At 43.3% G+C, this 25,139-nt stretch carries 21 protein-coding genes; 19 read left to right on the forward strand and 2 right to left on the reverse strand.

From position 1 onward, the window contains the following. Positions 1-47: 47 nt before the first annotated feature. Positions 48-437, forward strand: a complete 390-nt coding sequence (locus ACJJIB_RS05535; RefSeq protein WP_444888118.1) for a LexA family protein — start codon at positions 48-50, stop codon at positions 435-437. 929 nt (positions 438-1,366) lie between these two features. Here ACJJIB_RS05535 and ACJJIB_RS05540 read toward each other — a convergent pair. Continuing rightward, positions 1,367-1,534, reverse strand: coding sequence for a hypothetical protein (locus ACJJIB_RS05540; protein ID WP_444888119.1), 168 nt, complete (start codon positions 1,532-1,534; stop codon positions 1,367-1,369). 596 nt (positions 1,535-2,130) lie between these two features. Continuing rightward, positions 2,131-2,289 carry a hypothetical protein gene (locus ACJJIB_RS05545; protein ID WP_444888120.1) on the reverse strand — a complete coding sequence of 53 codons (159 nt, stop codon included), beginning with the start codon at positions 2,287-2,289 and terminating at the stop codon, positions 2,131-2,133. 105 nt (positions 2,290-2,394) lie between these two features. Between ACJJIB_RS05545 and ACJJIB_RS05550 the strand changes: the two genes are divergently transcribed. From ACJJIB_RS05550 to ACJJIB_RS05635, 18 genes are all read left to right on the forward strand, one after another. Further along, positions 2,395-2,580, forward strand: a complete 186-nt coding sequence (locus ACJJIB_RS05550; RefSeq protein ID WP_444888121.1) for a hypothetical protein — start codon at positions 2,395-2,397, stop codon at positions 2,578-2,580. 973 nt (positions 2,581-3,553) lie between these two features. Next, the gene (locus tag ACJJIB_RS05555; protein ID WP_444882630.1) at positions 3,554-4,345 is read left to right on the forward strand and encodes an ABC transporter permease; all 792 of its coding nucleotides are present in this window, start codon (positions 3,554-3,556) and stop codon (positions 4,343-4,345) included. Beyond that, on the forward strand, positions 4,342-5,052 hold the full coding sequence (locus tag ACJJIB_RS05560; RefSeq protein WP_444882629.1) for an ABC transporter ATP-binding protein: 711 nt from the start codon (positions 4,342-4,344) through the stop codon (positions 5,050-5,052). The genes ACJJIB_RS05555 and ACJJIB_RS05560 overlap by 4 nt, the downstream gene beginning before the upstream one ends. A gap of 15 nt (positions 5,053-5,067) precedes the next feature. Further along, the gene (locus ACJJIB_RS05565; RefSeq protein WP_444888122.1) at positions 5,068-6,294 is read left to right on the forward strand and encodes a KpsE/RkpR family capsule polysaccharide export protein; all 1,227 of its coding nucleotides are present in this window, start codon (positions 5,068-5,070) and stop codon (positions 6,292-6,294) included. A gap of 109 nt (positions 6,295-6,403) precedes the next feature. Beyond that, entirely contained in the window at positions 6,404-8,038 is a 1,635-nt protein-coding gene (locus ACJJIB_RS05570) for a polysaccharide biosynthesis/export family protein (protein WP_444888123.1), read from the forward strand. A gap of 98 nt (positions 8,039-8,136) precedes the next feature. Beyond that, a complete protein-coding gene (rfbA, locus tag ACJJIB_RS05575) occupies positions 8,137-9,075 on the forward strand; it encodes a glucose-1-phosphate thymidylyltransferase RfbA (RefSeq protein ID WP_444888124.1) in 939 nt (312 codons plus the stop codon). Positions 9,076-9,124: 49 nt separating this feature from the next. Continuing rightward, on the forward strand, positions 9,125-9,673 hold the full coding sequence (gene rfbC, locus ACJJIB_RS05580) for a dTDP-4-dehydrorhamnose 3,5-epimerase (protein ID WP_444888125.1): 549 nt from the start codon (positions 9,125-9,127) through the stop codon (positions 9,671-9,673). Between the two features lie 155 nt (positions 9,674-9,828). After that, positions 9,829-10,701, forward strand: a complete 873-nt coding sequence (rfbD, locus tag ACJJIB_RS05585; protein ID WP_444888126.1) for a dTDP-4-dehydrorhamnose reductase — start codon at positions 9,829-9,831, stop codon at positions 10,699-10,701. Between the two features lie 175 nt (positions 10,702-10,876). After that, positions 10,877-12,001, forward strand: a complete 1,125-nt coding sequence (gene rfbB, locus ACJJIB_RS05590) for a dTDP-glucose 4,6-dehydratase (protein WP_444888127.1) — start codon at positions 10,877-10,879, stop codon at positions 11,999-12,001. Next, positions 12,001-13,869: a glycosyltransferase family 2 protein gene (locus ACJJIB_RS05595; protein WP_444888128.1), complete on the forward strand. Its 1,869-nt coding sequence runs from the start codon at positions 12,001-12,003 to the stop codon at positions 13,867-13,869. Before rfbB ends, ACJJIB_RS05595 begins: the two co-directional genes overlap by 1 nt. A gap of 76 nt (positions 13,870-13,945) precedes the next feature. Next, entirely contained in the window at positions 13,946-15,118 is a 1,173-nt protein-coding gene (locus ACJJIB_RS05600; RefSeq protein WP_444888129.1) for a glycosyltransferase, read from the forward strand. Positions 15,119-15,338: 220 nt separating this feature from the next. Then, the gene (locus ACJJIB_RS05605) at positions 15,339-16,469 is read left to right on the forward strand and encodes a polysaccharide pyruvyl transferase family protein (protein WP_444888130.1); all 1,131 of its coding nucleotides are present in this window, start codon (positions 15,339-15,341) and stop codon (positions 16,467-16,469) included. A 17-nt stretch (positions 16,470-16,486) separates the two neighbouring features. Next, complete coding sequence (locus ACJJIB_RS05610; protein ID WP_444888131.1) at positions 16,487-17,494, forward strand: hypothetical protein; 1,008 nt, start codon at positions 16,487-16,489, stop codon at positions 17,492-17,494. An 84-nt stretch (positions 17,495-17,578) separates the two neighbouring features. Next, positions 17,579-18,475, forward strand: a complete 897-nt coding sequence (gene galU, locus ACJJIB_RS05615; protein WP_444888132.1) for a UTP--glucose-1-phosphate uridylyltransferase GalU — start codon at positions 17,579-17,581, stop codon at positions 18,473-18,475. A gap of 17 nt (positions 18,476-18,492) precedes the next feature. Then, positions 18,493-19,530 carry a UDP-glucose 4-epimerase GalE gene (gene galE / locus ACJJIB_RS05620; RefSeq protein WP_444888133.1) on the forward strand — a complete coding sequence of 346 codons (1,038 nt, stop codon included), beginning with the start codon at positions 18,493-18,495 and terminating at the stop codon, positions 19,528-19,530. Positions 19,531-20,047: 517 nt separating this feature from the next. Then, positions 20,048-20,989 (forward strand): sulfotransferase family 2 domain-containing protein, encoded by a 942-nt coding sequence (locus ACJJIB_RS05625; RefSeq protein WP_444888134.1) that lies wholly within the window; start codon positions 20,048-20,050, stop codon positions 20,987-20,989. Positions 20,990-21,070: 81 nt separating this feature from the next. Further along, a complete protein-coding gene (locus ACJJIB_RS05630) occupies positions 21,071-22,198 on the forward strand; it encodes a glycosyltransferase family 2 protein (RefSeq protein WP_444888135.1) in 1,128 nt (375 codons plus the stop codon). 118 nt (positions 22,199-22,316) lie between these two features. Next, positions 22,317-24,584 (forward strand): glycosyltransferase family 2 protein, encoded by a 2,268-nt coding sequence (locus ACJJIB_RS05635; RefSeq protein WP_444888136.1) that lies wholly within the window; start codon positions 22,317-22,319, stop codon positions 24,582-24,584. Positions 24,585-25,139: the final 555 nt, after the last annotated feature.

Raw genomic sequence — 25,139 nt, forward strand, 5'->3', positions numbered from 1 at the left:
GCTATAGTAACAAGCTGTACATACATACAGTATTTAGATATTCCATTATGAAGCTTTCCACATTCTATGGTCACAGCGTCGCCTGTGGCTTTCCCTCTTCCGCCGATGACCACAAGGAGGCGGCCCTTAGCCTGGATGACCATCTGATCACAAGGCCAGCGTCAACTTACATTGTCCGCGCCAATGACGACTCAATGGTAAATGTCGGTATCCATAATGGTGATCTATTGGTTGTCGATCGATCGCTAACCCCTAAGCACGGTGATGTGGTTGTGGTGGCCCTGGACGGTCAGCTAACGTGCAAGATTCTGGGTCGACGTCGAGGAGGGCTGATATCAGCAAATGATAAATATGCTCATATTCCAATTTGGGAAGGGCAAGAGTTGATTGTGGAGGGGGTGGTTAAAGCGTCAGTGCGCTATCATCGAGGAGAGTGAGAGGGTTGTGGCTGGAAAACAGCTGTTTCCCTTTAAAATTCAGTAACTTGCATTTTTGTGTGCTGAAGACTGGCAGTGTTGAGGTCAGCGGTTCAATCCCGCTTAGCTCCACCAAATTTCCCCTTGTATTTCAATGGGTTGCGAGAAGAGGGTAACGACCTCGTATCCGGTGAACAAAAACTCGCAAGAAAGAAAAAAGAGCCTTTAGGGTTCTTTTTTTTCGCCTGAAATATCCCCCTCACAAATATCCTTTCAGCTCCTCGCTTATTCAAAAAATAAAAAGTGATTTCTTCTCATGTGTGGCATCAGGCTCTTTATCGTGCCAAGTAGGATCAAAAGTTTTTTAGTTCATTTATTGATGGAGCTTCCAGTGTTTTTAGTTATTGCGAAATACCAGAGAGTTAGGGTTTTCTGTATATCTTAGCGAAAAATAATAAATATATTCTGAAAATTCAGGTTGCTTTTGGGCTTCAAGGCAAGAGAGATTGTGAATATGGTATATTGAAGAATTATTTTCAATGCACTATTGGAAATAGTATAGAGGGATAAATGAAGTTCAAGTCGCTAGTACTGTTTTCGGCCTCAACTGTACAGTCTTCAGAGATAGATTCGGCAACAGTAAAAAGGCTAATGCAAGATCGCCTCTAACCTGGGAAATTATTTATACAGCTTGATCGACACCAAGCCTCCCCTATTGAGTGCCACTCAAACCCCAGCTGGGAATATGTATTGGATATATCTGATGATCAGGGAAAGCAAATGTACTCTAGCCTGTTGACTCTTTATGCCTCAGGAAAAGTAGGCTTATTTCAAGGGGTAGATGATTGTAACTTTGGGTAGAATAGAGCTTAAGTAAGTTTATTATAACTCTAGCTAGTCCAGTCTAGGTACTGGACTAGTATTTATCTTAGTGTTAAAAATTTCCCCTATTAAAACTCCCTTCCTATTGCTTGCTTATCCAAATAGATACTAATCTCCTCATAATCAATACCGTGTCCCGCTTGATAAGACTGAGTAACCCGCTCATCAGTATGCGCCATCAGTTGTTGTACTGATTTTACGTCGTATCCTAATCGCTTAAACCGCTCAGAGGCCAAGCTGCGTACTTCATGGAAACTGGGTGGAGTTTAGTTTTTGGGTAAGCCGATATAAAGTCCAGTAGCGTTGCGAGCTTTTGTAAACATATCGCTCAGTCGGCCGGGGCTTACCTGGTAAACATACTCTTTAGTTTTTCCGGTGCGCCGTTGCTTAGGTGTGTGGCTCAGTATGTAGGGGCGGCGGTAATTTCTTAGGCTGAGTTCCCTTGCACGGCTAATAAGTTTACCAAGTTTTTGTAAATTAAAACTTAGATGGTTGGCGGCGAAACTGACCCATTTTGCTTCAGATTTATTGATTGTTTTGCGTAGGTGTTCCACAAAGTTCAGCACGCAAATATCAGCGCAGTGCATACTAATGCCCATAGCAATCTGTAGTGCCTCACAGCCTAATTCCCCGACCTTTTCATAGATGGTCCAGTTAGCTTCCAGGGTTAAGTGTTGACGCTTTTTTGCTGGGCTTCAGTAGGCGCAGTCAGCCACCGGCGGTGGGTAAACGGGATGCTATCGAGCTTGTACAACCCTTCTGCCATTTAGTAATTAAAGAATTTATTAAACTCGGCGCGGCGTGTGTGCTGTTGATGATAGGTAAGGGATTCTCACCATTTGCGAAGGTCAGACAATTTAGCTTTATGTATAGAGATGGCTTCGAAGTCTTCGCCAAAGCGCTTTAGAGCGTTACAACGATTGAGCCAGTAGTTTCCCCGGTGGCGCGGGTCCGGGTAGAGATTGTCCGGCAAATCTGTGTCACCCTCCATGCGGCGCTTCTTTGGTCTGGCTATCTCATTACCTGACGACTGCTTTACCTGCTCTCAGCCTGCCAGCAGGTTTAGCTGGCTTATGGGTTGGTCAAAGTTGGCCGTATGTCTCTACCCTGGTGGTTAGAAGCGTTGATTCTTTGTGGATGGCAGCTGTTGAAAATTGAATCTATGAAAGATTTGAGCCGTGCTTTTTATGTCATCGACACATACTTTTTAGAAATCAACAGTGACTTCTTTATTGAGGGTTTGACTTTATTGGGGGTAAGTATCAGTGGAGCCAGCTGTTAAGGTAGGAGCAGAGTATGAAAGAGCTATAAGATTTGATCCTCATGTGCTCATAACGTATTCCGAAGTTCCTCAGTTGCTAGATGAGTACGTTTTTACATTCATAATTTTGATAGCAGGCTGAGATGCCTTTGCAAACTATGGCCAAGTTCAAGGTGCTTGGCCTACCCACCTCATGAAAACTGTACAACAGTTTCAAGTCACTTCCGGAAATGAGTTATGTCTGTAAACCTTGCTCCTTAATCGATAGGAGGATTTCCGTACTGATTACTTGCGGGCATATGAGATCAGCATGATTTTAAGTTGGTGGTGAGTGCTAACGAACCTCTTAAGCGCTACCCTACTCCCTTTCATATTTGCTTGTAGTGCAAGTTACATTTTTCTAGGAATGTTCAGAGCAGGTCTTGGATACTGAGGTATTCCACTATTTTTTGGGTGCGATTTTCAAAAATTACCTTGCAAGTTTGGGGGTAAACCCTTAGGTGCTTGCTCGTATCACATTTGTGATGTGTATAAAATCAGCTCGATTCGTATAAAAATAATACTATCTTTTCGTTGTGGCCATAGAGGGGAGTAAGTGCTCACAAAGTAAGTTAAGGGAGGACTACTCGTTTGCCCATTGATGACAGGCACCAGACGCACATTGAGAGTGGTTTTTAATCTGTGTAAGTTCTGCGGATTGTAAGAAAGCAAGTTATCAGGCGGGATTCACGTAATGGCGCGTAATTAATTTAGTGTGACGTAGATCAATCGCCGCGTTAACATGCCGCGCTGACAAATAAGGCTGCTGATGCACTCAGGAGGAGTCATCATCTAATTGTGTAAGCTATGCCGCTCGCATACTTAAGATGAGTGAAGTTCTATCAGGTATCACTCGGCTATTTGAAGTAAATCCTTCCAAACGGATTTGTAATCATTATCTCAGTTCCACGCTTGTGAGAGGGGGACTGGTTCACAGTTATTCAAGAAAGCTGCTATGAGCCCAACAACTTCGCGTACTGTCTGGCAGATCCAGCGGGATGTGATCTACGCACTGCTTGTGCGCGAGATGAAAACCCGCTTCGGCAAGTTGAAACTGGGCTATGCCTGGGTGTTGTTAGAGCCTGCCATGCATATCATGGTTCTGGCGGCAATCTTTAGCTTCCTTGGGCGAGAATTCTATCCCGGCATTCCCACCATGTTGTTTATGCTCGCTGGTATCGCCCCGTTTCTATTTTTTTCCCACTGCTTTGGTAAGTCTATGGCAGCTGTGGACTCAAACCGGGGGTTGTTCAACTATCGCCAGCTGCGACCCTTTGATGCGGTTTTAAGCCGGGTGATGCTAGAGTTTGTAATCTACCTGGTAAGCTTGGTTGCGCTGCTAGGGGTACTGGCTTGGGTTGGTATATCTGCGACCTTTAACAATTTCCTCTTGTTAGTTGTTGTGAACATTCTCTATTTGTGTTTTTGCTTAGGCATGAGTCTGGCGCTCTGCGTGACCGGTGCAAAATATCCTGAGATGTCAAAATTTGGTTCCTTGATCCAACGACCACTCTACTTTATGTCAGGGGTATTCTTCTCTCTCGAGCAGATACCTGAGCAATACCACCCCTATCTCGTCTGGAACCCCTTGCTTCATGTGATCGAGCTAACCCGTGAAGGATTGTTCAGCAGCTACCACGGCATGTTTGCCAACTTGCCATACCTGGCTTTCAGTTCGTTAGTCATGCTCGGCTTTGGCTTGCTGGTCTACCGCAGTCAGTGGCAAGACTTGGTGCGCAGTAAATGATTGAGTTGCGCAATCTGACCAAGTCTTTTCGCACGCCGAATGGTCGTAAGGTGCTGTTCAAAGATGTGAATGCTGTTTTCCCGGAGGGCAAGAATATCGGCATCCTTGGGCGTAATGGTGCCGGCAAATCAACCCTGTTGCGGATTATGGGCGGCATTGATTATCCAGATTATGGGCGGGTTATAACCAACGAGCGCATCTCTTGGCCTATGGGGTTGGCAAGTGGTTTCCAGGGCAGTATGACAGGGCGAGAGAATGCCGAGTTTATCTGCGGAATCCATGGAATTTGGGGAAGGGGCCGGCAGAAGGTACTGGAAAGGGTTCAGGACTTTGCCGAGATAGGCGACTACTTTAATGCGCCAGTCAAGACTTACTCCTCTGGCATGCGCTCCCGCTTGGCGTTTGGCCTGAGTATTTCTGTGGATTTCGATTGTTACCTGGTAGATGAGGTGATGTCAGTCGGTGATGCGCACTTCAAACATAAGTGTGAACAGGTGATTGCCGAGAAACGCAAATCAGCCAATTTTATTATTGTGGCCCATGCAATGCCGCAACTGAAAAAGAATTGCGACGTTGGTATCTATCTCGGGCCGGAAGGGCTGCGGATATACGATACCGTAGACGAAGCCATAGAGGTTTATCAGCAGGGAATCCCCAAGCCCAAGGTGCAACAACAGAGCAGGGCCGCACAGGCACTTAAGGCATAGACAATGGAAACAAATATGCAGCTCGATACAGAGCAAAAGACTAAGCCCGATAGTGGCGCACTAAAAAGAACCGCCGAGGTTGTAAAAGACTTGTTTACAGGTTTTGCTGCGAATGAACCGCAGCCGCAACCTAGAGCAGGCCGCTCGCGCATGAGCCCTTGGCGTGGATTACTGCTTTGTGTTGGTCTGCCGCTACTTCTTGTATCCGCCTATTATCTCTTCTTTGTATCGGATCGCTATGTCAGTAGTACCCAGCTTATTGTAAAAGACAATGGTTCCAGCCAGGGAATGTCATCTTCTCTCGGTTTCTTGTTACCAGGGACAGGAGCAGATAATCAGGATGCCTTCCTAGTGGTTAACTATATCCAGTCTCTGGATATGGCGGTATATCTGGATAAGACATTACAGTTGAGTGATTACTACAAGAGCGATCGTTACGACATCTTTTCACGTCTCGGCTCGGAGGCAACCCAGGAAGATTACTTGAAATACTACCGCGAACATATTGCGGTTGGTTACGATGAGTCGACGGGCATTATTACAATCGAAATGCAGGCTTTTGAGCCTGAATTTGCGCGTAGGTTAGTTGAGATTGTTACCCAGAAATCTGAAGATTTCGTAAATGCTATCAGCAATCAGCTGGCTGACAAGCAAGTGGCTTTTGTTCGTAGTGAGCTGGAGTTAGCGCAGAATAAACTCCGCGCTTCCAAGCAGGAGATTCTCGATTTTCAAAACCGCAATAAGGTAGTCAGCCCGGAAGAGCTGACCAAAGGCATCAGCGGCATTATTCAAGGATTGGAGGCGAAACTTGCTGAGCAGCGTGCCAAGCTGACTGCGGCCAAAACCTACCTTAATCCTGATTCCTCTCAGGTTGTCTCTATGCAAGCTGAAATTAATGCCCTGGAAGGGCAGATAGCTGCAGAAAAGGAACGCCTCGTAGGTGTATCAGACGCTCAGGGAGAACAGCGCCTCAACAGCTTGAGTGCACACTTTCAGAATTTGGAATTGAATCTTCAGTTTGCCACCGATGCTTACGCCGCATCCCTTAAAGCCTTGGAGACCGCGCGAATGGAGGCCTCCGGAAGGCTGAAGCACTTAATGGTTGTCAGCCAGCCGTCGTTGACTGAGAAAGCGGAATATCCACGCAAACTTTATAACCTCGCTAGCCTGGCAATTATCCTGCTATTAATTTATGGCATTGTGAAAATGTTGGTATCCAGTATTCGCGACCACAGGATCTAGAAAGTTTATTGCCTCTCGGTGAGGTGCCGGGGATAAGCAAAAAAAGCTGGATTATTGAAAAGAAAATCTAGACTTTATACATAGAGACTCAAACTAAAAGATCGAAAAAATGATCGTAAAAAAACTAAAAACTCTAGGGGTGTTACTGGGTTTACTGACTGGCGTTGCCTTGCCAAATGCCCAGGCCCTGGAAACCCAACTATTGGATAAGAATGAATCTACAGAGATTCCCAAATCCAATGTGCCGGTCTTTGGTCAGTCCCTATTCCAAGGTGCTTTTAAAGATCAGCCCTTTAGTGGCTTTAACCCAGACTATCGTATTACCGTAGGTGATCAGATTAACCTACAGCTGTGGGGTGCCTATAGTTTTAGCGCAACCCTGGCCGTGGACCCCCAGGGTAATATTTTTGTGCCTGAGGTTGGGCCTGTACATGTCGCCGGCGTGAAAAATGGCGAACTCAATGATTTTGTTCTGCGCCAGGTTAAAGGCGTATTTAAGAAAAATGTGCGCGCCTATGCCAATCTGGAAGCGAGTCAGCCAGTCAAAGTATTTGTAACTGGCTATGTGAAAAATCCAGGCTTATATAATGGATACTCTTCTGACTCCATCCTCTACTATCTGGATAGTGCCGGTGGTATTGATCGCGATAGTGGCAGCTTTATAGATGTTAAAGTCGTACGTGGTGATCAGCTGTTGCAAAGCGTCAATCTGTATAACTTCCTTACCGAGGGCAGCATGCCCGCATTGCAGCTGCGTAATGGTGATGCCATTGTTATTGGAGCACGTAACGGAGCCGTTTCTATCGAAGGCGCGGTGCAACAGGCCGCACAAATTGAGTTTAACGGTCCTTACACCCAATTAGGGGAGATGTTACTGGTTACCAAGCCAGATCCTCAGGCTAATTTTGCCCGTATTACCCAAGTGATCGATGATCAGCAGCAAGCCAGCTATTTACCTCTAGAGGAAGCTCTGAATACAGCGCTTTATCCTGGGGCCAGAGTTGAGTTGGTTAGAGATAACGACATCAAATCGATATCCGTTAGCGTAAGTGGTGAATTGGATGGCCCTGCCAGCTATGTGCTTCCTTACGGCGCAACCCTGGAAGATCTCTTGTCGCAGCTCCAGTATCGCGGTAATGCCGATCAATCTGCAGTGCAGTTATATCGTAAGAGCGTGGCTAAGAAGCAACGTGCAGCACTAGAACGCTCCCTTGATGCACTTCAGATGGAAGTTCTTACCCGCCAACCAAACACTGAGTTAGAAAAAGGCGCTCAGTCTGAAAATGCGGCGATGATTCAAAAATTTATTGCTGAGGCACGAAAAGCACAACCCCGTGGTCAAGTGGTACTGGCTAACAATCCCAATGCTGGAACCATGTTGCTTGAAGATGGTGACAGGCTGGTGGTGCCCCTGAAGAACTCAACAGTTTCAGTGGTAGGTGAAGTGATTTTTCCCACATCACTGGTATTTAATGCGCGTCACACACTGGAAAATTATATTGAAATGGCCGGCGGTTTCTCCAATAACGCCAATCAAGATGAACTGGTGATCCTACACCTGGATGGCACTATCAGCCGGGTTAAAAAAAGGAAGTTCGATAACCGTCTGAAAGATATCTTGCGCCCTGGCGATGAAATAATGGTGATGCCAGAGGTGCGCTCCAGTGAGCTACAGGTGACTAAAGATGTCACAGAAATTCTTTATCGTATAGCAGTGGGCACAGCTGCAGTACTGTCTTTCTAAGGTGAATCGGATAACTCCTCTTTTTTATAACTTTTAGATAAAAAAGGAAGAGGAGGAGGCGAAAGTAGTGAGCAATATATAGCTCCAAGGAGAAAAAGATGATCACGAAGGGAAGTTCAACCAGAAAGGGGATTATTCTGGCTGGAGGTTCCGGTACCCGTCTGTATCCTCTTACCAGGGGAGTCAGTAAGCAGTTGATGGGGGTCTATGACAAGCCGATGATTTATTACCCGCTGACAACTCTGATGTTGGCGGGAATCCGAGACATATTGATCATTACCACTCCAGAAGAGCAATATCTTTATCAACGCTTACTGGAAGATGGTTCTCAATGGGGAATTAATATCAGCTACGCGATACAACCGAGCCCAGATGGTCTCGCGCAAGCTTTTATTATTGGTCGTGAGCATGTGGGTAACAACAAAAGTGCTCTGGTACTGGGAGATAACATTTTCTATACCCAGCACTTTAGTCAGATCTTGCAGCGTGCAGATGAGCGGGAAGAAGGCGCTACAGTCTTCGGATACCGTGTTGCCGATGCAAGAGCCTATGGCGTCGTAGAATTTGATAAGGTAGGCAAAGCCGTTAGCTTAGAAGAGAAACCGACCCGTCCAAAATCTAACTACGCAGTAACAGGCTTGTATTTTTATGATAATCAGGTTTGCGACTTGGCCAGGGAGGTTCAACCTAGCCCGCGAGGTGAATTAGAGATTACTGATATCAACAATATCTACCTTAAGCGCGATGAACTGAATGTTGAGTTATTGGGCCGTGGCAGTGCTTGGTTGGATACCGGAACCCATGACAACCTGCTTGAGGCTGCGCATTTTGTTCAAACCATGGAGCGGCGTCAGGGGCTGAAAATTGCCTGCCCTGAGGAAGTGGCATATCGCAAAGGTTTTATTTGTGCCGAGCAATTGGAAAAGCAGGCTCAGCCACTCTTGAAGAGCGGTTATGGCGAATATTTAATGAGCTTGTTGCTAGAATCTGGAGAGACCTCTGCTCTAACTCAGCATCGATTGACCGCTGTTCTCTAGCACAACATCCTTTTTCCTTTGCCTTGTTAATAATCAAGAAATACACAGTATGAAAGTGATAGAAACTGCAATAACTGATGTGAAAATCCTGGAGCCAAAGGTTTTTGGTGATGAGCGTGGTTTCTTTTTCGAATCTTTTCGGCAAGATTTATTCAGTCAGGAATGTGCAGATAGAGTCTTTGTCCAGGATAACCATAGTAAGTCTACCTTGGGCATACTACGTGGTCTGCATTATCAAACCAAGCAAACACAAGGTAAGTTAGTGCGCGTTACCAAAGGTGAGGTCTTTGATGTTGCGGTCGATTTGCGTAAAAGCTCCTCAACTTTCGGCCAGTGGGTTGGTGTGACGCTTTCAGCAGAAAATAAACGTCAACTTTGGGTACCGGAAGGCTTCGCCCATGGCTTCTATGTTACTAGTGCTGAGGCAGAGTTCGTTTACAAATGTACTGATTACTACGCACCTGAGTATGAACATTCCATTTGTTGGGATGATCCTGATCTGGCGATCGAATGGCCCTTGATTAATGGCCAAGCGCCCAAGCTCTCAGCGAAAGATGCTGAGGGGAAACATCTAAAAGACGCGATTGTTTTCCAGTAACGGCTCGTTGCAGACGAGACCTATACCTAAAGGTATAGCCATAAACTATCAGTGGGGCCCGGTATATAATTCTGAATGCCAGGCTTTATCGCCGCTAGTTTCCACTATTAGGGCCGGGTACCACTGGCCTAACCTAATTCAATGTGAATAAGTGAATGAGAATCCTAGTAACCGGTAAGAATGGCCAGCTGGCAAGGGAATTGCAAAAACGCAAACCAGCCGGTATTGATCTGATAGCGCTAGATCGCAACGATCTGGATATCACAGATAGTGACCAGGTTATGCAAGCTGTTAATAAGTACCAACCAGATACTCTCATCAATGCTGCTGCCTACACAGCGGTAGACAAGGCGGAATCAGAGAGAGAGCAAGCTTTCGCCACTAATGCGACAGGTCCAGAAAACTTGGCGAAAGCTTGTCGCGAAATGGGGGCTCGTTTAATACATATCTCCACAGATTTTGTATTTGATGGTCAAAGCTCCACCCCATACCAGCCCCAGGATTCGATGTGCCCACTGGGTATCTATGGAGAAAGTAAGGCTGCCGGTGAAGTTGCCGTGCAAAGTGTATTGCCACAAGCAATCATTCTACGGACTGCCTGGGTTTATAGTGCCCACGGAGCTAATTTTTCCAACACCATGCTTCGGCTTATGCGTGAACGTAATCAATTGGGTGTAGTGGCGGATCAGATAGGTACACCTACGAGCACCCAAACATTGGCTGAGACAATCTTCACATTGATGGGCAAGCCCGATTTATGCGGAATCTACCATTGTACGGATGCTGGCACCGCTAGTTGGTATGATTTTGCTGTCGCAATCTATGAAGAAGCCAAGGAGCTTGGGCTACTAGCAGAAGCGAAAAATGTAGAAATTAGGCCAATCAATACCTCAGATTACCCTACTCCCGCAGCTAGGCCGGCTTATAGTGTTCTGGATAAGTCTAAATTGGTGAATGATCTGAATCTTGAACCACAGCATTGGCGCAGGGTTTTACGCAAAGTTTTACAGGAAAAGACTGCGTCATAAAAAATTCAGATCATGCTGTCCTTTATGTTAGTAGACATCCATATGCATGAAGTGACACACGCGAGAAAGGCGCATGTACTGAATAGACACCAGAAACTACTGAAGAACTAAAAATTTAATCTTGTAAAGATACGCTTTTAGTTTTCTAAACATCCAAAAAAGAATTGTCAAAAAAATGAGTAATTTACTGGTAACCGGCGGTGCTGGTTTTATAGGCGCAAACTTTATCCACTATTGGATGAGCACTTACCCACAAGATAAGGTAGTCGTTCTAGATGCATTAACTTATGCTGGTAACAAGGCTAACTTGGAGCCGGTAGCGGAAAATGCTAATTTTTATTTTTGCCAAGGAAATATTTGCGATACGCACTTGGTAGAAACGCTGCTCAAAGAGCACAGAATTGACACATTGGTGCACTTTGCAGCGGAAAGTCATGTCGATAGGTCTATCAGTGGCCCAGACGCATTTATTGAAACCAATATTATCGGTACTCATAGCCTGCTTAAGGCCGCCAAAAAAGTCTGGCTGGATGACGGGGTTAATAAAGACAATCACCGCTTTCATCATGTTTCCACTGATGAAGTATATGGAACCCTAGGCCCTGAGGATCCCGCCTTCAGCGAAACCACACCCTATGCACCCAATAGCCCCTATTCAGCTAGTAAGGCTGCATCAGATCACTTGGTGCGTGCATATCACCATACTTATGGACTGAAGGTTACCACCAGTAATTGCTCCAATAATTACGGCCCTTACCACTTTCCAGAAAAACTGATACCACTGGTAATCACTAATATCCTGCAGGATAAACCACTACCGATTTATGGTGATGGTCAGCAGATTCGCGACTGGCTGTATGTAGAGGACCATGCACGAGGCATCGATTTAGTAATTAAAAAAGGCCACTTGGGAGAATGTTACAACATTGGTGGTATTAATGAATGGGCAAATCTCGACATCGTTAAGCTGATTTGTGAACTAATGAACTCAGAATTTGCTGAGAATCCGGAACTCACTAATAAGTACCCCAAAGCGGTGTCTGCAATAGCAGGGAAAGCACAGAGTCTGGTTACCTTTGTAAAGGATAGGGCCGGACATGATCGTCGCTATGCCATAGATCCCCAGAAGTCCAATAGTGAACTTGATTATCAACCACAGGAGAGTTTTGCTAGCGGAATTCGTAAAACGCTGCAGTGGTATCTAGAGAATGACAGCTGGTGGCAGGCAGTGATGGATGGCAGCTATCGTCAGTGGATAGACCAGCAATACAGCACTGCTGAGCAAGTGGGAGATAGATAATGGGAATTAATATTAGAAGGCGTTTTAAGGCTGCCCGCAGCACAGCGGAGAAGACGTTCTCCGAACAGGTACAGGTATGGGTGGATATTTGCGGAGTTATCGCCGGGCGACACCTTTTGATCCAAGGCTGGGCATTTCACCCTGAGCACGAATCTCTGGATTTTCAACTCGAGTATATCGGCAGTGATGAAGATACTGATACGGAAAGTATCGACAAGATAAATTATAGTACCCTGCGTACTACTAGGCTGGATGTAAATAAGCACTTCAATTTCGAAGGAAATAGTCGTTGGGGTTACAGCCTTTTGGTGGAGTGGCCCTATGATATTGCAATAGAAAATAGTTCCCTGCGTATGACCGTAAGGGTTGACGGTCAGACCAAAGAGGTTGAGCTAAAGCCATTCGTGGAATTGAGTGGCGAAGCCTTATTTGGCCACTGCATGACTTGGCGGACTAGTGAAAAAGCCGAATTGCTTAATGCGATGTTTAAGAGCATGGGCAATGGAGTTTTTGAGATTCCAGGCTTAAAGAAACTGGAGGAAGAACAACTCAAGACCTTGGTCAACTGGCACTGGGACAGTATTTTGGCAGTACCTGGCCATGGACTATTCCTTTCTGGTTGGCTACTTGACGGTCAGCTGGATCTGGCAAGTTTAGTGTTGCGCACTACCGATGGTAGCTACAGCAAAAATTTGCTTGAGGAATCTGCTCGGTTTACCCGCACGGATGTTTTGGAAGCCTTTCCAGGCAGAGCGGAAGCTAATTATAAAGCGGGTTTCTTCACTTGGGTGCCTATGCCGCATTTGATAGAGAAAGCCCGCTTGGAGCTGCTCTTCTTCACTAAAGAGGGCCGCCTGGGAGTTGTCCCGATTCAGCAGACCAATATTCGTGGGGATATTACCCATGCAAGTCAGCAGGTGCTGGTGAACTTCAATGTCGATGGTCGTGAATACCAGAAGAACATGCGAAAATTTATAGGTCCGGCGCTCTCAGCGCTTTGGACGAATAGACGCTATCTACTCGAAGAACCCCAAGTAGAAGTAATACAGTTCGGTCAAGAAATTAAAGAGCCCAAACGCAGTGTTATAGTGCCCCTCTATGGGCGCTATGATTTTCTGTTACACCAGATAGCACAATTTACAGAAGATGCTGATTTTGCCGAGACAGAGCTGATTTACGTTCTGGATGATCCCAGACTCTATGATGCATTTATACCTTTCTGCTATGACACCAGTAGATTGTTCCCTGTAAGCTTCAAGGTAATTTACGGTGGCCGTAATTTAGGTTATGCCGGGGCTAATAATCTGGGGGCGCGTCATGCCAGTGCCGATAAGTTGGTATTGCTTAACTCAGATATTATTCCAAGTAGCAGCGGCTGGATATCACGAATTGAAAAGCAAGCATCTTCATTGGAGGATGTTGGCGTAGTTGCACCGAAGTTGGTTTTTGATGATGGCACAATTCAACATATTGGGATGAGTTTCTCCAAAAGTGTGCAATTTGGTAATTTATGGCTGAATGAACATCCAGGAAAGGGAAATCCTGAATGGCTGATTGATATTGATTCTGTAATGGAATCACCTGCGGTTACGGGTGCCTGCATGTTTATCAGCAAAGCCTTGTACGATTCTGTGGGTGGCCTGGATGAAACCTATGTACTTGGAGACTTTGAGGATTCTGATCTCTGTCTGCAGTTAAGAAAAGCGGGCTATCGACACTATGTACTCACCGATGAAAAGCTCTACCATTTAGAGAGAATGTCACAAAATTTATTCGAAAACCGTGACTGGAAATTTAAAATCACACTTTACAATGCCTGGCAACATACTGAGCGCTGGGGAAGCCTGATAGAACAGCTGGTTCGTTAAGGAATTATCGATGACTGAACACAGAATACTGATTGTTTCCCACGGTCACCCCGATCACAGCAAAGGCGGTGCAGAAGTGGCTGCCTATAATTTATTTAAGGAATATGAGCGGCTGGGTTTAGATACGGTTTTTCTGGCTCGTACCGATCAGCCTTCTCATGGAGGCTCCGCCTTTTCTACGATTAATTCGGATAAAGAAATTCTTTTTCATACCCATATGTCCGATTTTTTCCTATTCCAGTCCGGTTGTAAAAAGCATGTATGGCAAGAATTTCGCGCATTATTAAAGCGCTTTAAGCCAACAGTGATACATTTCCATCACTATATACATATGGGCTTGGAATTAATACGTGAGGTAAGAAACACACTGCCGGATGCACGTATTGTTGTAACACTGCATGAATACTTAGCCATCTGTGCTAATAACGGCCAAATGGTTAAGCCGGGCAAACAGATGAAGCTGTGCTATAAATCATCTCCAACTGACTGTGCTCGCTGTTTCCCTGAGCGCTCAGCTGCAGACTTTTTCCTCAGAGAGAAATATATAAAATCCATTTTTAATTTAGTGGATATGTTTGTCTCGCCTAGCCATTTTTTGATTGAACGCTATAAAGCCTGGGGAATCCCTGAAGAAAAAATGGTGATGATCGAAAATGGTCAACCGGAGATCGAAACGCTAGCACCTCGCCCGTTAGCAAAAGGAGAAGGGCGCGGCCGTTTTGCTTTCTTTGGTCAGATTAATCCTTTCAAAGGTGTAGATGTATTACTGGAGGCCTTTAAACTACTGCCGGAAGATATTCGGGATAAAGTTCATCTGGATATTCACGGCGCTAATTTGCAAGGGCAAACAGAGGCGTTTCAGGAAAAAATCCATGCTTTGCTGGAAGAGCTCGGTGATTTGGTTACATTGCATGGCTCTTACGAGTCCCATGAGATGAGTCGTTTAATGGAGCAGGCAGACTGGGTGATTATTCCCTCGGTGTGGTGGGAGAATTCACCAATGGTGATTCAGGAAGCCTTTAACCATGGACGCCCGTTGATCGGAAGTGATATTGGCGGAATGGTTGAAAAAATTACCGATGGCGTTAATGGCTACAATTTTCGTAGTGGAAGTAGTAATTCTCTTAAAGATGCAATCCTAAAAGCATTTAAGGGCGAGGAATGCTGGGAAGTTATTACTAAAGAAATTTTACAGCCTTTGACTATAAATGACTGTGCAAAAAAGCATTTGGAGATTTCCCTTGGATAAGCAAAAGATTAATAAAAAGTATTTATAAGAGGTATCTGCCATATGTCAGAGCCTTTAGATGGTTGTCTTATGCTGTTAGTTAATGGCGCGATACTTTTTAAGAAGAATATTTTGAAGGCTTGCTAGCGATACTTGTTATGGGCTCTTAAAGCAACTTTGTTTGTGTGTCTCAAATCTCTGATGTCAAAGAATGAGTATATAAAAGCTATTGGTTGAATTTATGAAAAAATTACGTGTTGGTTTTCTGGCTCCAAATATAGGATCCGTAGCTGAATCGTTTTCAATGACGGCACAGCAAGTAATGGCTAATACCGGCCAAAATACTGGAAATCTTGCTTTTTGGTTTTCTGCACGTAGATTGTTTGATCACGATGTTGTTCCCTTTAGGTGGAATGAGAATCCTCAAAAATTAAGACAGAAGATAGATTTGATTTTTATTCCAGCTGCTAACTTTTTAAGTGAGCAGAATGATTTATCGATTCTTGCTAATTTAATCAAAGAGTGTGACTTACCATGCTTGATTTTTGGTCTGGGCGCACAGTCTGAATCAGAGAATATTATCCCTAAACTAAAATCTGGCACGGTTGACTTTTTAAATGAGGTGTCAAGCAGGACCCCCTTTATTGGTGTACGTGGAGATTTCACCGAGAAAGTTTGTAGGAGATACGGTGTAGACAATGTAAAAGTTGTTGGCTGCCCTTCTATATTTATTAATGGTGATAGGGAGTTGGGATTTAGGTTGGAAAAGAGGTTTTTAGAGCCGATTTCTAAGGTTGTTGTCCATGCTGCCTGCTTAAAAGAACAGATTAGAGAGGTTGAGCGTGAATTTGTTAGGTATGTCAAGCTGTATAATGGAAAATACATTTTGCAGCGTCCACCTGAGCTAATTCAGATATTAAATAGAGAAGTGCTAACAGCTTCTCAAGAAGAATACACTAAAAAATTCGCAAAGTTTTGTTATCCCGATTTAGACTATGGTGAGTTTCTGCAAGAGATAAGGCGTTCTGCCTTATACTTCACAGATGCAAATGCATGGTTAGCTTACTTGAAAACCTATTCTCATGCCATTGGAAGTAGAATTCATGGAACAATTCTCCCTCTCTCTTCGGGGGTTCCCTCTGTTTGTATAACTCATGATACTAGAACTAGAGAACTATCAAAAAAATTGATGGTTCCAAATTTATCGAGTGAGGAATTCCTCAGGGTGCGGTGCTCTTTGAGAGATATATTCTCCAGCGTGAAGTTCAAAGGTGATGATTTTGAGGATAATCGGACTACTATAGCTAAGGACTATAATAGTATTTTTCAGGCGGTAGGTTTGATTCGCTCTAAGCATTTTTCTAATTTTTAGTGTCCACATTGTGTTTTATGAAGAAGCTAATTATCCATATTGGTACTGAAAAAACTGGTACAACATCAATTCAGCATTTTTGTGCCGAAAATAGATTGCTTCTGAAGGAGCAAGGCTTAATTTATCCAGAAGTGGGTTTTTGCGATTTTGCACACTTTTCTCTGGTTGCACCATTCCATTCTCTTGATAATGGGGGAAGAGAGCTAGAATTCGCCCCGAAGAAGAAATACGTGGCAGAGAAAGAGTGGGATCGAATAAAGAAAATATTCAACGGCAATAGTCATGCGAAGGTCTTAATTAGTGCTGAACACTTTAGCTCAAGGTTGAAGCATCGAGGAATTTCAGCCTTGAAAGAGACTATTGGGTGGTTAGGTGAGGATATTGAAGTTGAGATTGTAATATTTGTACGTCGGCAAGACAAGTATTTTCAGTCTTGGTACAGTACTCATATTAAAGCAGGTGGTACCCTAACATTTGATGAGGCTTTTGAGTCAAGAAAATCAGATAAATGGTTTTTTGATTATTATAATTTGGTAAATATATGGGCTTCTTATTTTGGTAAGGAATCTATTAAATTAGGGGTCTTTGAGAAAGGCCAAATGAAAGACGGGTTGTTTTCAGAGTTTTGTAATTTAATTGATGTAGAATTACACGAAGAGTTTAACTTTGATGTTGTAGATGATAATTTTTCATGGCCTGCAAGATATCTTGAATTTGCTCGCTTGGTTAATTTGGGATGTTTTGGTGATAATTTAAATAATCGTCGTTACAAAGTTCTTGATAAGCTGTCCAGATATTTTGAAGACGATCGAAATCCTCTGATATCTCCAGAGCAGGTGCGATGTTTATTGGATAGCTATAAACAATCTAATTATTCGTTAGCTACTGAATATCTAGGAAGAAGCTCTGGAGAGCTTTTTTTTGATTCTGAACCAAGTTTGAATTCTTCTTGGGAAAAGCCAAGTGCACTCGAAATAGAAGATATTTCAGATGTTTTAGTGAAATATATAAGTGATTGTGATTAATTTTCTTTGTGCAGGGTTTCTGCTCGTTGAGTTTTTAAATTAAATATGAAAGCAATTTTACCCGTTGCTGGCTTGGGAACTCGTATGCTGCCAGCAACAAAGGCTATTCCCAAAGAAATGCTGCCTATCGTTGATAAACCGCTTATTCAATATGTGGTCAATGAAGCGGTGGCTGCCGGTATCAAGCATATCGTACTGGTTACTCATTCCAGTAAGAACTCTATCGAAAATCACTTTGATACCAGTTTTGAGTTGGAGGCGACCTTAGAGGCCAGGGTCAAGCGCCAGCTGCTGGACGAGGTGCGGTCCATCTGTCCGAAAGACGTCACTATCATGCACGTACGGCAGGGGGAAGCGAAAGGCCTGGGTCATGCGATTTTGTGCGCCCAACCATTGGTGGGTGATGAGGACTTTGCAGTGTTACTGCCAGATGTGATTATCGATGATACGGCCTCAGATCTTAGCCGAGATAATTTAGCGCAAATGTTATCTCGGTTCGATCAAACCGGTGTCAGCCAGGTGATGGTGGAGCCGGTGCCGCATGAGGAGGTACATCAATACGGTGTGGCGGATTGCCAGGGGGCCGCATTGTCTCCAAATACCTCGCAGCCAATGACGGCTATTGTGGAGAAGCCTCCTGTAGCAGAGGCGCCGTCGAATATGGCAGTGGTTGGACGTTATGTACTTTCTCGCAAGCTGTGGCCACTCCTTGAACAAACGTTACCAGGTGCTGGTAATGAAATTCAGCTCACAGATGCAATCGCTGATTTAATGACTAAAGAAAGTGTTGAAGCCTATCGTATGGTGGGCAAGAGCCATGACTGCGGCTCAAAGCTCGGATACTTGAAGGCAAATGTTGAGTATGGTTTGCGTCATCCCAATTTAGCTAACGATTACAGAGCTTATCTAAATACGTTGATTCTATCTGAGAATAAGATTTCCGAAACTCAGAACCAGATTTCACAAGATGCTGTTGCATAACGGAGGTTGAGTGAGCAATGGGTAGAAGAGTATTGGTTACCGGGGGAGCTGGGTACATAGGCAGCCATACTTTGGTTGCGTTGCAAGAGGCTGGTTTTGAGGTGGTAGTCATCGACTCCCTCTGCAACAGCTCTGAAATAGCGCTACAGCGTGTACAGATGATCACCGGTACATCGGTGCGTTTCTACCATGGTGATATTAGAGATCGCGCCCTGTTAGAGCAAATTTTTACTGAGAATTCAATCCATGCTGTGATCCACTTTGCGGGATTGAAGGCTGTAGGTGAATCTTCGCAGAAGCCGATCGACTACTACCAGAGTAATGTTACTGGAAGTCTTGTGTTGCTGGAGGCAATACAGGCGTATGGAGTTAAGCAGCTGGTATTCAGCTCATCGGCGACTGTCTACGGTAGTGAGGCTCCTGTGCCTTATGTGGAAACACTACAAACCGGTAGTACCAGCAACCCGTACGGTACCAGCAAATGGATGGTGGAGCAGGTTTTAAAGGATGCGGCCCTCGCCAACCCAGAGCTTTCTGTAGCACTCCTTCGATACTTTAATCCCGTTGGCGCGCACCCCTCAGGTCTAATCGGAGAAGATCCCCAGGGTATACCTAACAATTTGTTACCGTACATTGCTCAGGTTGCAGTGGGTAAACGCAAAGAGTTATCGGTATTTGGTGATGACTATCCCACACCGGATGGTACCTGCCTGAGGGATTACTTACATGTGATGGATTTAGCGGAGGGGCATGTTTGCGCCCTGGAGTGGCTTGAAGGTAAAACTGGTACTATAGCCTTCAACCTTGGAACAGGAAAGGGTACATCTGTTCTAGATATAGTGCGGGCTTTTGAACAGGCCTCAGGTGTATCCATCCCCTATAGAGTGGCGCCTCGGAGAGCAGGTGATTTACCAGCTTTTTGGGCTGATGCCTCCAAGGCGAAGCAGGATCTGGGCTGGGTGGCAAGATTGGGGCTAGATCAAATGATGGTTGATACATGGCACTGGCAGACAAACAATCCCCATGGCTACGGCATTGCCACCAATGATAGATAAACAAAGTAATAGAGTGAAAGCTTGTTCTACTAACCAGGTATGTACTAAATCCGGTAAACTCGCTGTGTAGTTATTGAATGTAACAATATTGTTTACTGGACGCGCCTTCACATAGAAGTATATTGGGCTGACCCAGATGGATGGGGTAAACTTGAGGAGGGCTCCCCTTCAAGTTACATAATTTTCATAAGTCCTACTACTAAAGCCTTGAGAGTGAGGTTTTTTTGCATCTAGATACTTCTGACGGGTAAGGCTGATACAGTGTTGAAAAGTAAAGATTTTCAAGAGTCAACCCAGGCAGGTCCTGGGTTCTTTTATTTAATACAAAATGCCATTACTTTAACGGTGGATAAGTAGTCACAATTAACCCAATGCAAGTAGAGTTCTTGCATTATTTTGCATAAAACGTATCCAATGTCGCGTATAGAGAAATGATAGATTTTATCAACATACAGATTTATGCGTGTTGGCTGATGAAATGGGTGACCAAGTTGTATATTAATAGTGGCATATTGTTTTGAAACCTATTGTTTTTGTACATATCCCCAAAACAGCGGGCACCAGTTTTCGTCAAGGGCTAGATTATTTTTTTGGCAAGAAGAAAATATGCCTAGATTATGGGGTGAATTCAGCAAAAACAAGCAGTATTGTTAAAAGCTGGGTCGAAAGCGAGAGGGATGGATGGCATTTTGCTAATGCCTTTAATAGACAGGGTTATCAATTATTAACGGGTCATTTCCATTCAACAAAATACGCTAATATATTTGGTGTTGGCAGAATGATCACTTTCTTGCGTGATCCGGTACAAAGAGTCGTCTCTGAATATAATCATCTGGTAAAAAATAGTGATCACGAGGAGAGCTTTCAGAGTTTCTATCGTCGCCCAGAAAATATTAATAGACAACTTCGTCTCGTAGGGCGTAAAAGTTGGGCTGAGTTTGGTTTTATTGGTTTCGTAGAGTCATATAAGGAATCTCTTCGTTTGCTCAATAGAAAGTTTAACATTAATATTCCTTATCTACATAAAAATATCAATAAGAATAAGACTGTGGAATCATGCATGTTATCCATAGGACAAATAGAAGAGTTAAATAGCCTCAATGCCGAAGAACTAGAGTTTTATAATCGTGCTAGATTTCAGTTTGATTGGCGTCTTCGTCTTATTAATGCCAAAGTAGGTTATGTTTCTGGTTCTGTAACTAGTTTTGAGGCTGGTAAGCTAAAAGGTTGGGCTATTGCAGAGAATTTGCATGAAGCAGTATTAATACAAGCAAGGATGGGAGGTAATGTGATTGCCGAATGTAAAGCCAATGAATACCGCCCCTACTTTAAAGCTCAAGAACAGGGGCGAGGCGGCTTTGTTGGTTTCTCTCTAGAGATAGATAGAGACATAAAAATAAATACTGTAGAGTGTGTTGTGGCAGCTACCGGGCAGCCTTTATTAAATAATGTTAGTTAAAGGTTAGAGCTAGCACGGGCCTTTGGGTCTATACAGAATGTCTAATTATTTAGAGTTTGCGATTAGTTTTTGGAAGTGCATGTGAAGTTTGGAATTGCCGCAATTTTTAAAAATGAATATGACTATATTCTTGAGTGGATCGTATACCATCAAATAATTGGTGTAGATGCTTTTTATATCGCGGATAATATCAGTGATGATGGCTCTTCCCAGCTATTAGAGGCACTAGATAGCCTGGGAGTGATCAATAGAGTGCACTTCCCCAGAAGGGGTGACTGTGGGCCACAGATGCCAGCATATAATTATATTTTAAACGACTTCGGTGCTGAAGTTGATTTATTGTGTTTTATCGACGCCGATGAATTTCTTGTTAGTGAGAATAACTGCGAATTAAAAAGTATTTTATCTGATTTTCATAAGCTCGAAGATGCGGGTGCACTTGCATTAAATTGGCGAAATTTCGGTTCCTCAGGTTATAAGTTTAAAGAAGAGGGCTTGGTAATAGAACGATTCACTTGTGCCTCTATACAAGACCATGATTTCAATCGGCATATTAAGACTATCCTGAAGCCCAATATGGTGGATAGAATGCATGTTCATGAGTGCATTTTAAAATCAGGCCGCTATTACACCGGGGATCTCAGACCCGCTGTATTTGAAAATGGTGAGCCATGTGAGCCCAGAACCAATAAGGTTTCATATAGTGGAATTAGAATTAACCACTATGTTGTTAAGTCCCGTCATGAACATATTATGAAGAAAGAACATAAGGGTTCCGGAGCAGGTAGTGCGGGTAGAAAGAAAGGGGAAGCCTATTTCAATGCACATGACTTAAATGATGTAGTTGACGAAGCACTACTCAGTTATGCGAGTGATGTAAAAAAAGGTATTGCAGAGCTTAGGGGCCGTATTACTACAGAGACACCATTTCTCTGTTACGGAAAAGCTTTTGTTGATGTAAAGCCAGAGTTGATTACCGGATGGGCTGTTACTGAATATGATGGCCCGATAAAGATTCGTTTATTGATCAATGGTGTGGAATACCTTGTAGAGGTAAATCGAAGTCGTCCAGATGTTGTCCGTAAAGGGCTTTCTAAAAAATTGCAATGTGGCTTCAGTTATAAACCCGCTAAAGTTATTACTTCAGAAGATAAGATTGAAGCATACATCTATGGAACAAATGTAGAAGCAAAAGTTAACTTTCATTGAGTCTTTTGGGAAGAATTGATGTAAAAGTCGGTTCTAAAAATTATTCTCGCTGAACTGCTAATTGAATACTGAATATTCAAATTATAAGTTACTCAGTTGTCTAAGTGGATTATTTGTGGTGCTCAAGTTAATTAAATCGTGGTTTCATTCTGATTTGGCTCCTAAGCTTAAGCCTGGAATAGGGATTGAGTGTATTAAAAAATCGGATAAAAATTTTGAGTGGCAATCTATAAATAACGACCCACAATTTTTTATCGAAGGCTCTACGCTGAGCTCTGGTTGGTACATGGTCGAAATTGTACTGAGCCATAACCAGGCTAGCATAGATTCCAAATTATATGTTGATTATGGAAATGGATTTAATGAGGCAGATAGCTTTTTCATCCCGATAAAATTTGGACGGATTACGAAGCGACTCATATATTTCACGTCGCGCACACGCGCTCTCAGATTTGATCCGCTGGAAAGCACGGGAATGTTTTCTGTGAGGCATTTTCATTTGGTAAAACTCTTCCCTCAATTTGCAAAAGACAGGCTGTCACAACGCTTAGCGAACATGCACTTTAAATTCAGGAATATAAATAAGAGTGATGTCCTAAAGAAGATTAATGCTGAAGCCCGTGAGAAGTCTTGCACCTGGCAGGATATTGCTCTCAACTACTATGAAAAAACATTTATTAAAAAACGTCAGACTTATGATTATTCCGAGTGGATTGAAAAAAAAGAAATAAAAAATCTTCATTCATGTGAAAATTTTCACAATGTAACGGTAGATGCCAATCATCCCTTGATCTCAATCATACTTCCTGTCTACGATACTGATATTCGCCTATTGAGGGACTGTATTGAATCCGTAATTGGGCAAAGTTATAACAACTGGCAGCTATGTATTGCCGATGATTCTTCTCGGAAAAAAGAAGTAAAGGAGTGCTTAGAGAGTTATCAACAACAAGATAATCGTATTAGAGTCTCCTTCCGAACCGAAAATGGACATATTTCTGCAGCGAGTAATAGTGCTTTATCTTTAGTGAAGGGAGACTATATTGCATTGCTTGATCATGATGATGTTCTGGCGTCTAATGCTTTACAAAGGATAGTAGAAGCGATTTCGCAAAATCCACAGGCTCTACTGTTTTATAGTGATGAAGACAAAATTGATGAATATGGTGAACGTTTTGATCCTCACCTAAAACCAGGTTGGAATCCTGATCTTTTACTTTCACAGAATTATATTTGCCATCTTACTGTGCTCAAGACGGGCTTTATAAATCAAATTGGTGGCTATCGGGTAGGTGTGGAAGGCAGTCAGGATCATGATCTACTGTTGCGTTGTATGCCACATCTTGATTCCAGCAATGTGGTACATATCCCAGAGATACTCTACCACTGGAGAGCCATTAGCGGATCAACAGCACAAGAAAGTAATGCAAAAGGTTATGCAGCTACTGCGGGTTTACAAGCCGTCTCTGATTACCTAAAACGAGAAAAGCTAAGTGCAACGGCCGAGCCTGGAACTGCACCAAATAGCTATCGGGTCCGCTGGTCTATTCCTGAGCCAGCTCCGTTAGTGAGTCTTCTGGTACCGACAAGAGACGGCATTGATATCCTTAGGCCTTGTGTTGAGGCAATTCTTTGCAAAACCAATTACTCCAATTTTGAACTAATCATTTTAGATAACCAAAGTCGCTGCAAGGAAACGTTACAATTCCTTGATGAAATCAGAAACACAGATTCACGTGTATCTGTTCATCGGTGGGATCACCCATTTAATTATTCAGCCATTAATAATTATGGTGTAAGTTTAGCTAAAGGGGAAATTATAGGATTAATCAATAATGATATAGAGCCTATCAATGTCCTTTGGTTGACTGAGATGGTGAGTCAGGCAGTGAGGCCTGAAATTGGTTGTGTAGGTGCCAAACTCTATTACCCTAACGATACGATTCAACATGCCGGTGTAATTCTGGGAATTGGTGGTGTGGCTGGTCACTCACATAAATATTTCAGTCGCAATGAATATGGTTACTTTTCACGCTTGCATTTGGTACAAAACCTTTCAGCGGTAACAGCGGCTTGTCTTCTTCTGCGTAAAGAAGTATTTGAGCAAGTCGGTGGGTTAGATGAAAAAAATCTGGCGGTATCCTTTAATGATGTAGATTTATGTTTAAAGGTTCGAGAAGCAGGTTATAGGAATTTGTGGACTCCTTATGCAGAACTCTATCATCATGAGTCAGTATCCCGTGGAGCGGACAACACGCTCACTAAGCGGCGTCGAGCCCAGAAAGAAGCGGAATATATGCGTGATCGCTGGGGAGATCAATTGGATACAGATCCGGCCTACAACCCAAACCTGACGCTTGTGCATGAAGATTTTTCGTTAGCCTAAATTTAGCAGTATCAGGATCTGATATTAGTTAAAAATTTAACACCAATTATTTATAAGGAATAATTAAATTAGTTGGGCTCGAACTAACATGCTGCTTAACCTAATTATCAAAGGATAGAAACTTTAAAGATATATGTAATTCAGTTTGCCAATCTTGCACAGAGTATACTCTCTGTGCTTTCTACTATTCTTCTCTAAGGCTTTTATTCTTATGCAAAAATTGAAAAGGGTTTTCAACTTTCCATGGTATCTTTTAGAGGTCATAGTTAATTATATTGTCATACGCTAAATCTTTAAATATTATGCATGCTAAATATTAGTAAGTAAGATAATTCTACTTTCACAGGGGATCCTAGGCAGTAGTGTTTCTAATTGACATTTGTTCACATCTATTACCACCTCCCGCTTTGATTCTTTAAGTGACTTAGGTTTTTCGCTCAAAGACCCTTTTGTATTTAATTCGTAGATGAAACCTGAAAGGTCTGTATTCTAGTTACACTAGAAATTTTCTATATACTTGCAATGAGGTTCCTTGGATCCAACCTCCTGAAATCA

The organism is Microbulbifer mixtoriginis (SeqCode), assembly GCF_052467705.1.

Bases quoted from the DNA above. Each gene is read 5' to 3' on its own strand.
- ACJJIB_RS05545 (WP_444888120.1), bottom strand. From the start codon at position 2,289: ATGGAGGGTGACACAGATTTGCCGGACAATCTCTACCCGGACCCGCGC.
- ACJJIB_RS05570 (WP_444888123.1), top strand. From the start codon at position 6,404: ATGATCGTAAAAAAACTAAAAACTCTAGGGGTGTTACTGGGTTTACTG.
- rfbB (WP_444888127.1), top strand. From the start codon at position 10,877: ATGAGTAATTTACTGGTAACCGGCGGTGCTGGTTTTATAGGCGCAAAC.
- galE (WP_444888133.1), top strand. From the start codon at position 18,493: ATGGGTAGAAGAGTATTGGTTACCGGGGGAGCTGGGTACATAGGCAGC.
- rfbA (WP_444888124.1), top strand. From the start codon at position 8,137: ATGATCACGAAGGGAAGTTCAACCAGAAAGGGGATTATTCTGGCTGGA.
- ACJJIB_RS05550 (WP_444888121.1), top strand. From the start codon at position 2,395: ATGTCTCTACCCTGGTGGTTAGAAGCGTTGATTCTTTGTGGATGGCAG.
- ACJJIB_RS05555 (WP_444882630.1), top strand. From the start codon at position 3,554: ATGAGCCCAACAACTTCGCGTACTGTCTGGCAGATCCAGCGGGATGTG.
- rfbC (WP_444888125.1), top strand. From the start codon at position 9,125: ATGAAAGTGATAGAAACTGCAATAACTGATGTGAAAATCCTGGAGCCA.
- ACJJIB_RS05610 (WP_444888131.1), top strand. From the start codon at position 16,487: ATGAAGAAGCTAATTATCCATATTGGTACTGAAAAAACTGGTACAACA.
- ACJJIB_RS05535 (WP_444888118.1), top strand. From the start codon at position 48: ATGAAGCTTTCCACATTCTATGGTCACAGCGTCGCCTGTGGCTTTCCC.
- galU (WP_444888132.1), top strand. From the start codon at position 17,579: ATGCTGCCAGCAACAAAGGCTATTCCCAAAGAAATGCTGCCTATCGTT.
- ACJJIB_RS05595 (WP_444888128.1), top strand. From the start codon at position 12,001: ATGGGAATTAATATTAGAAGGCGTTTTAAGGCTGCCCGCAGCACAGCG.
- ACJJIB_RS05605 (WP_444888130.1), top strand. From the start codon at position 15,339: ATGAAAAAATTACGTGTTGGTTTTCTGGCTCCAAATATAGGATCCGTA.
- ACJJIB_RS05560 (WP_444882629.1), top strand. From the start codon at position 4,342: ATGATTGAGTTGCGCAATCTGACCAAGTCTTTTCGCACGCCGAATGGT.
- rfbD (WP_444888126.1), top strand. From the start codon at position 9,829: ATGAGAATCCTAGTAACCGGTAAGAATGGCCAGCTGGCAAGGGAATTG.
- ACJJIB_RS05565 (WP_444888122.1), top strand. From the start codon at position 5,068: ATGCAGCTCGATACAGAGCAAAAGACTAAGCCCGATAGTGGCGCACTA.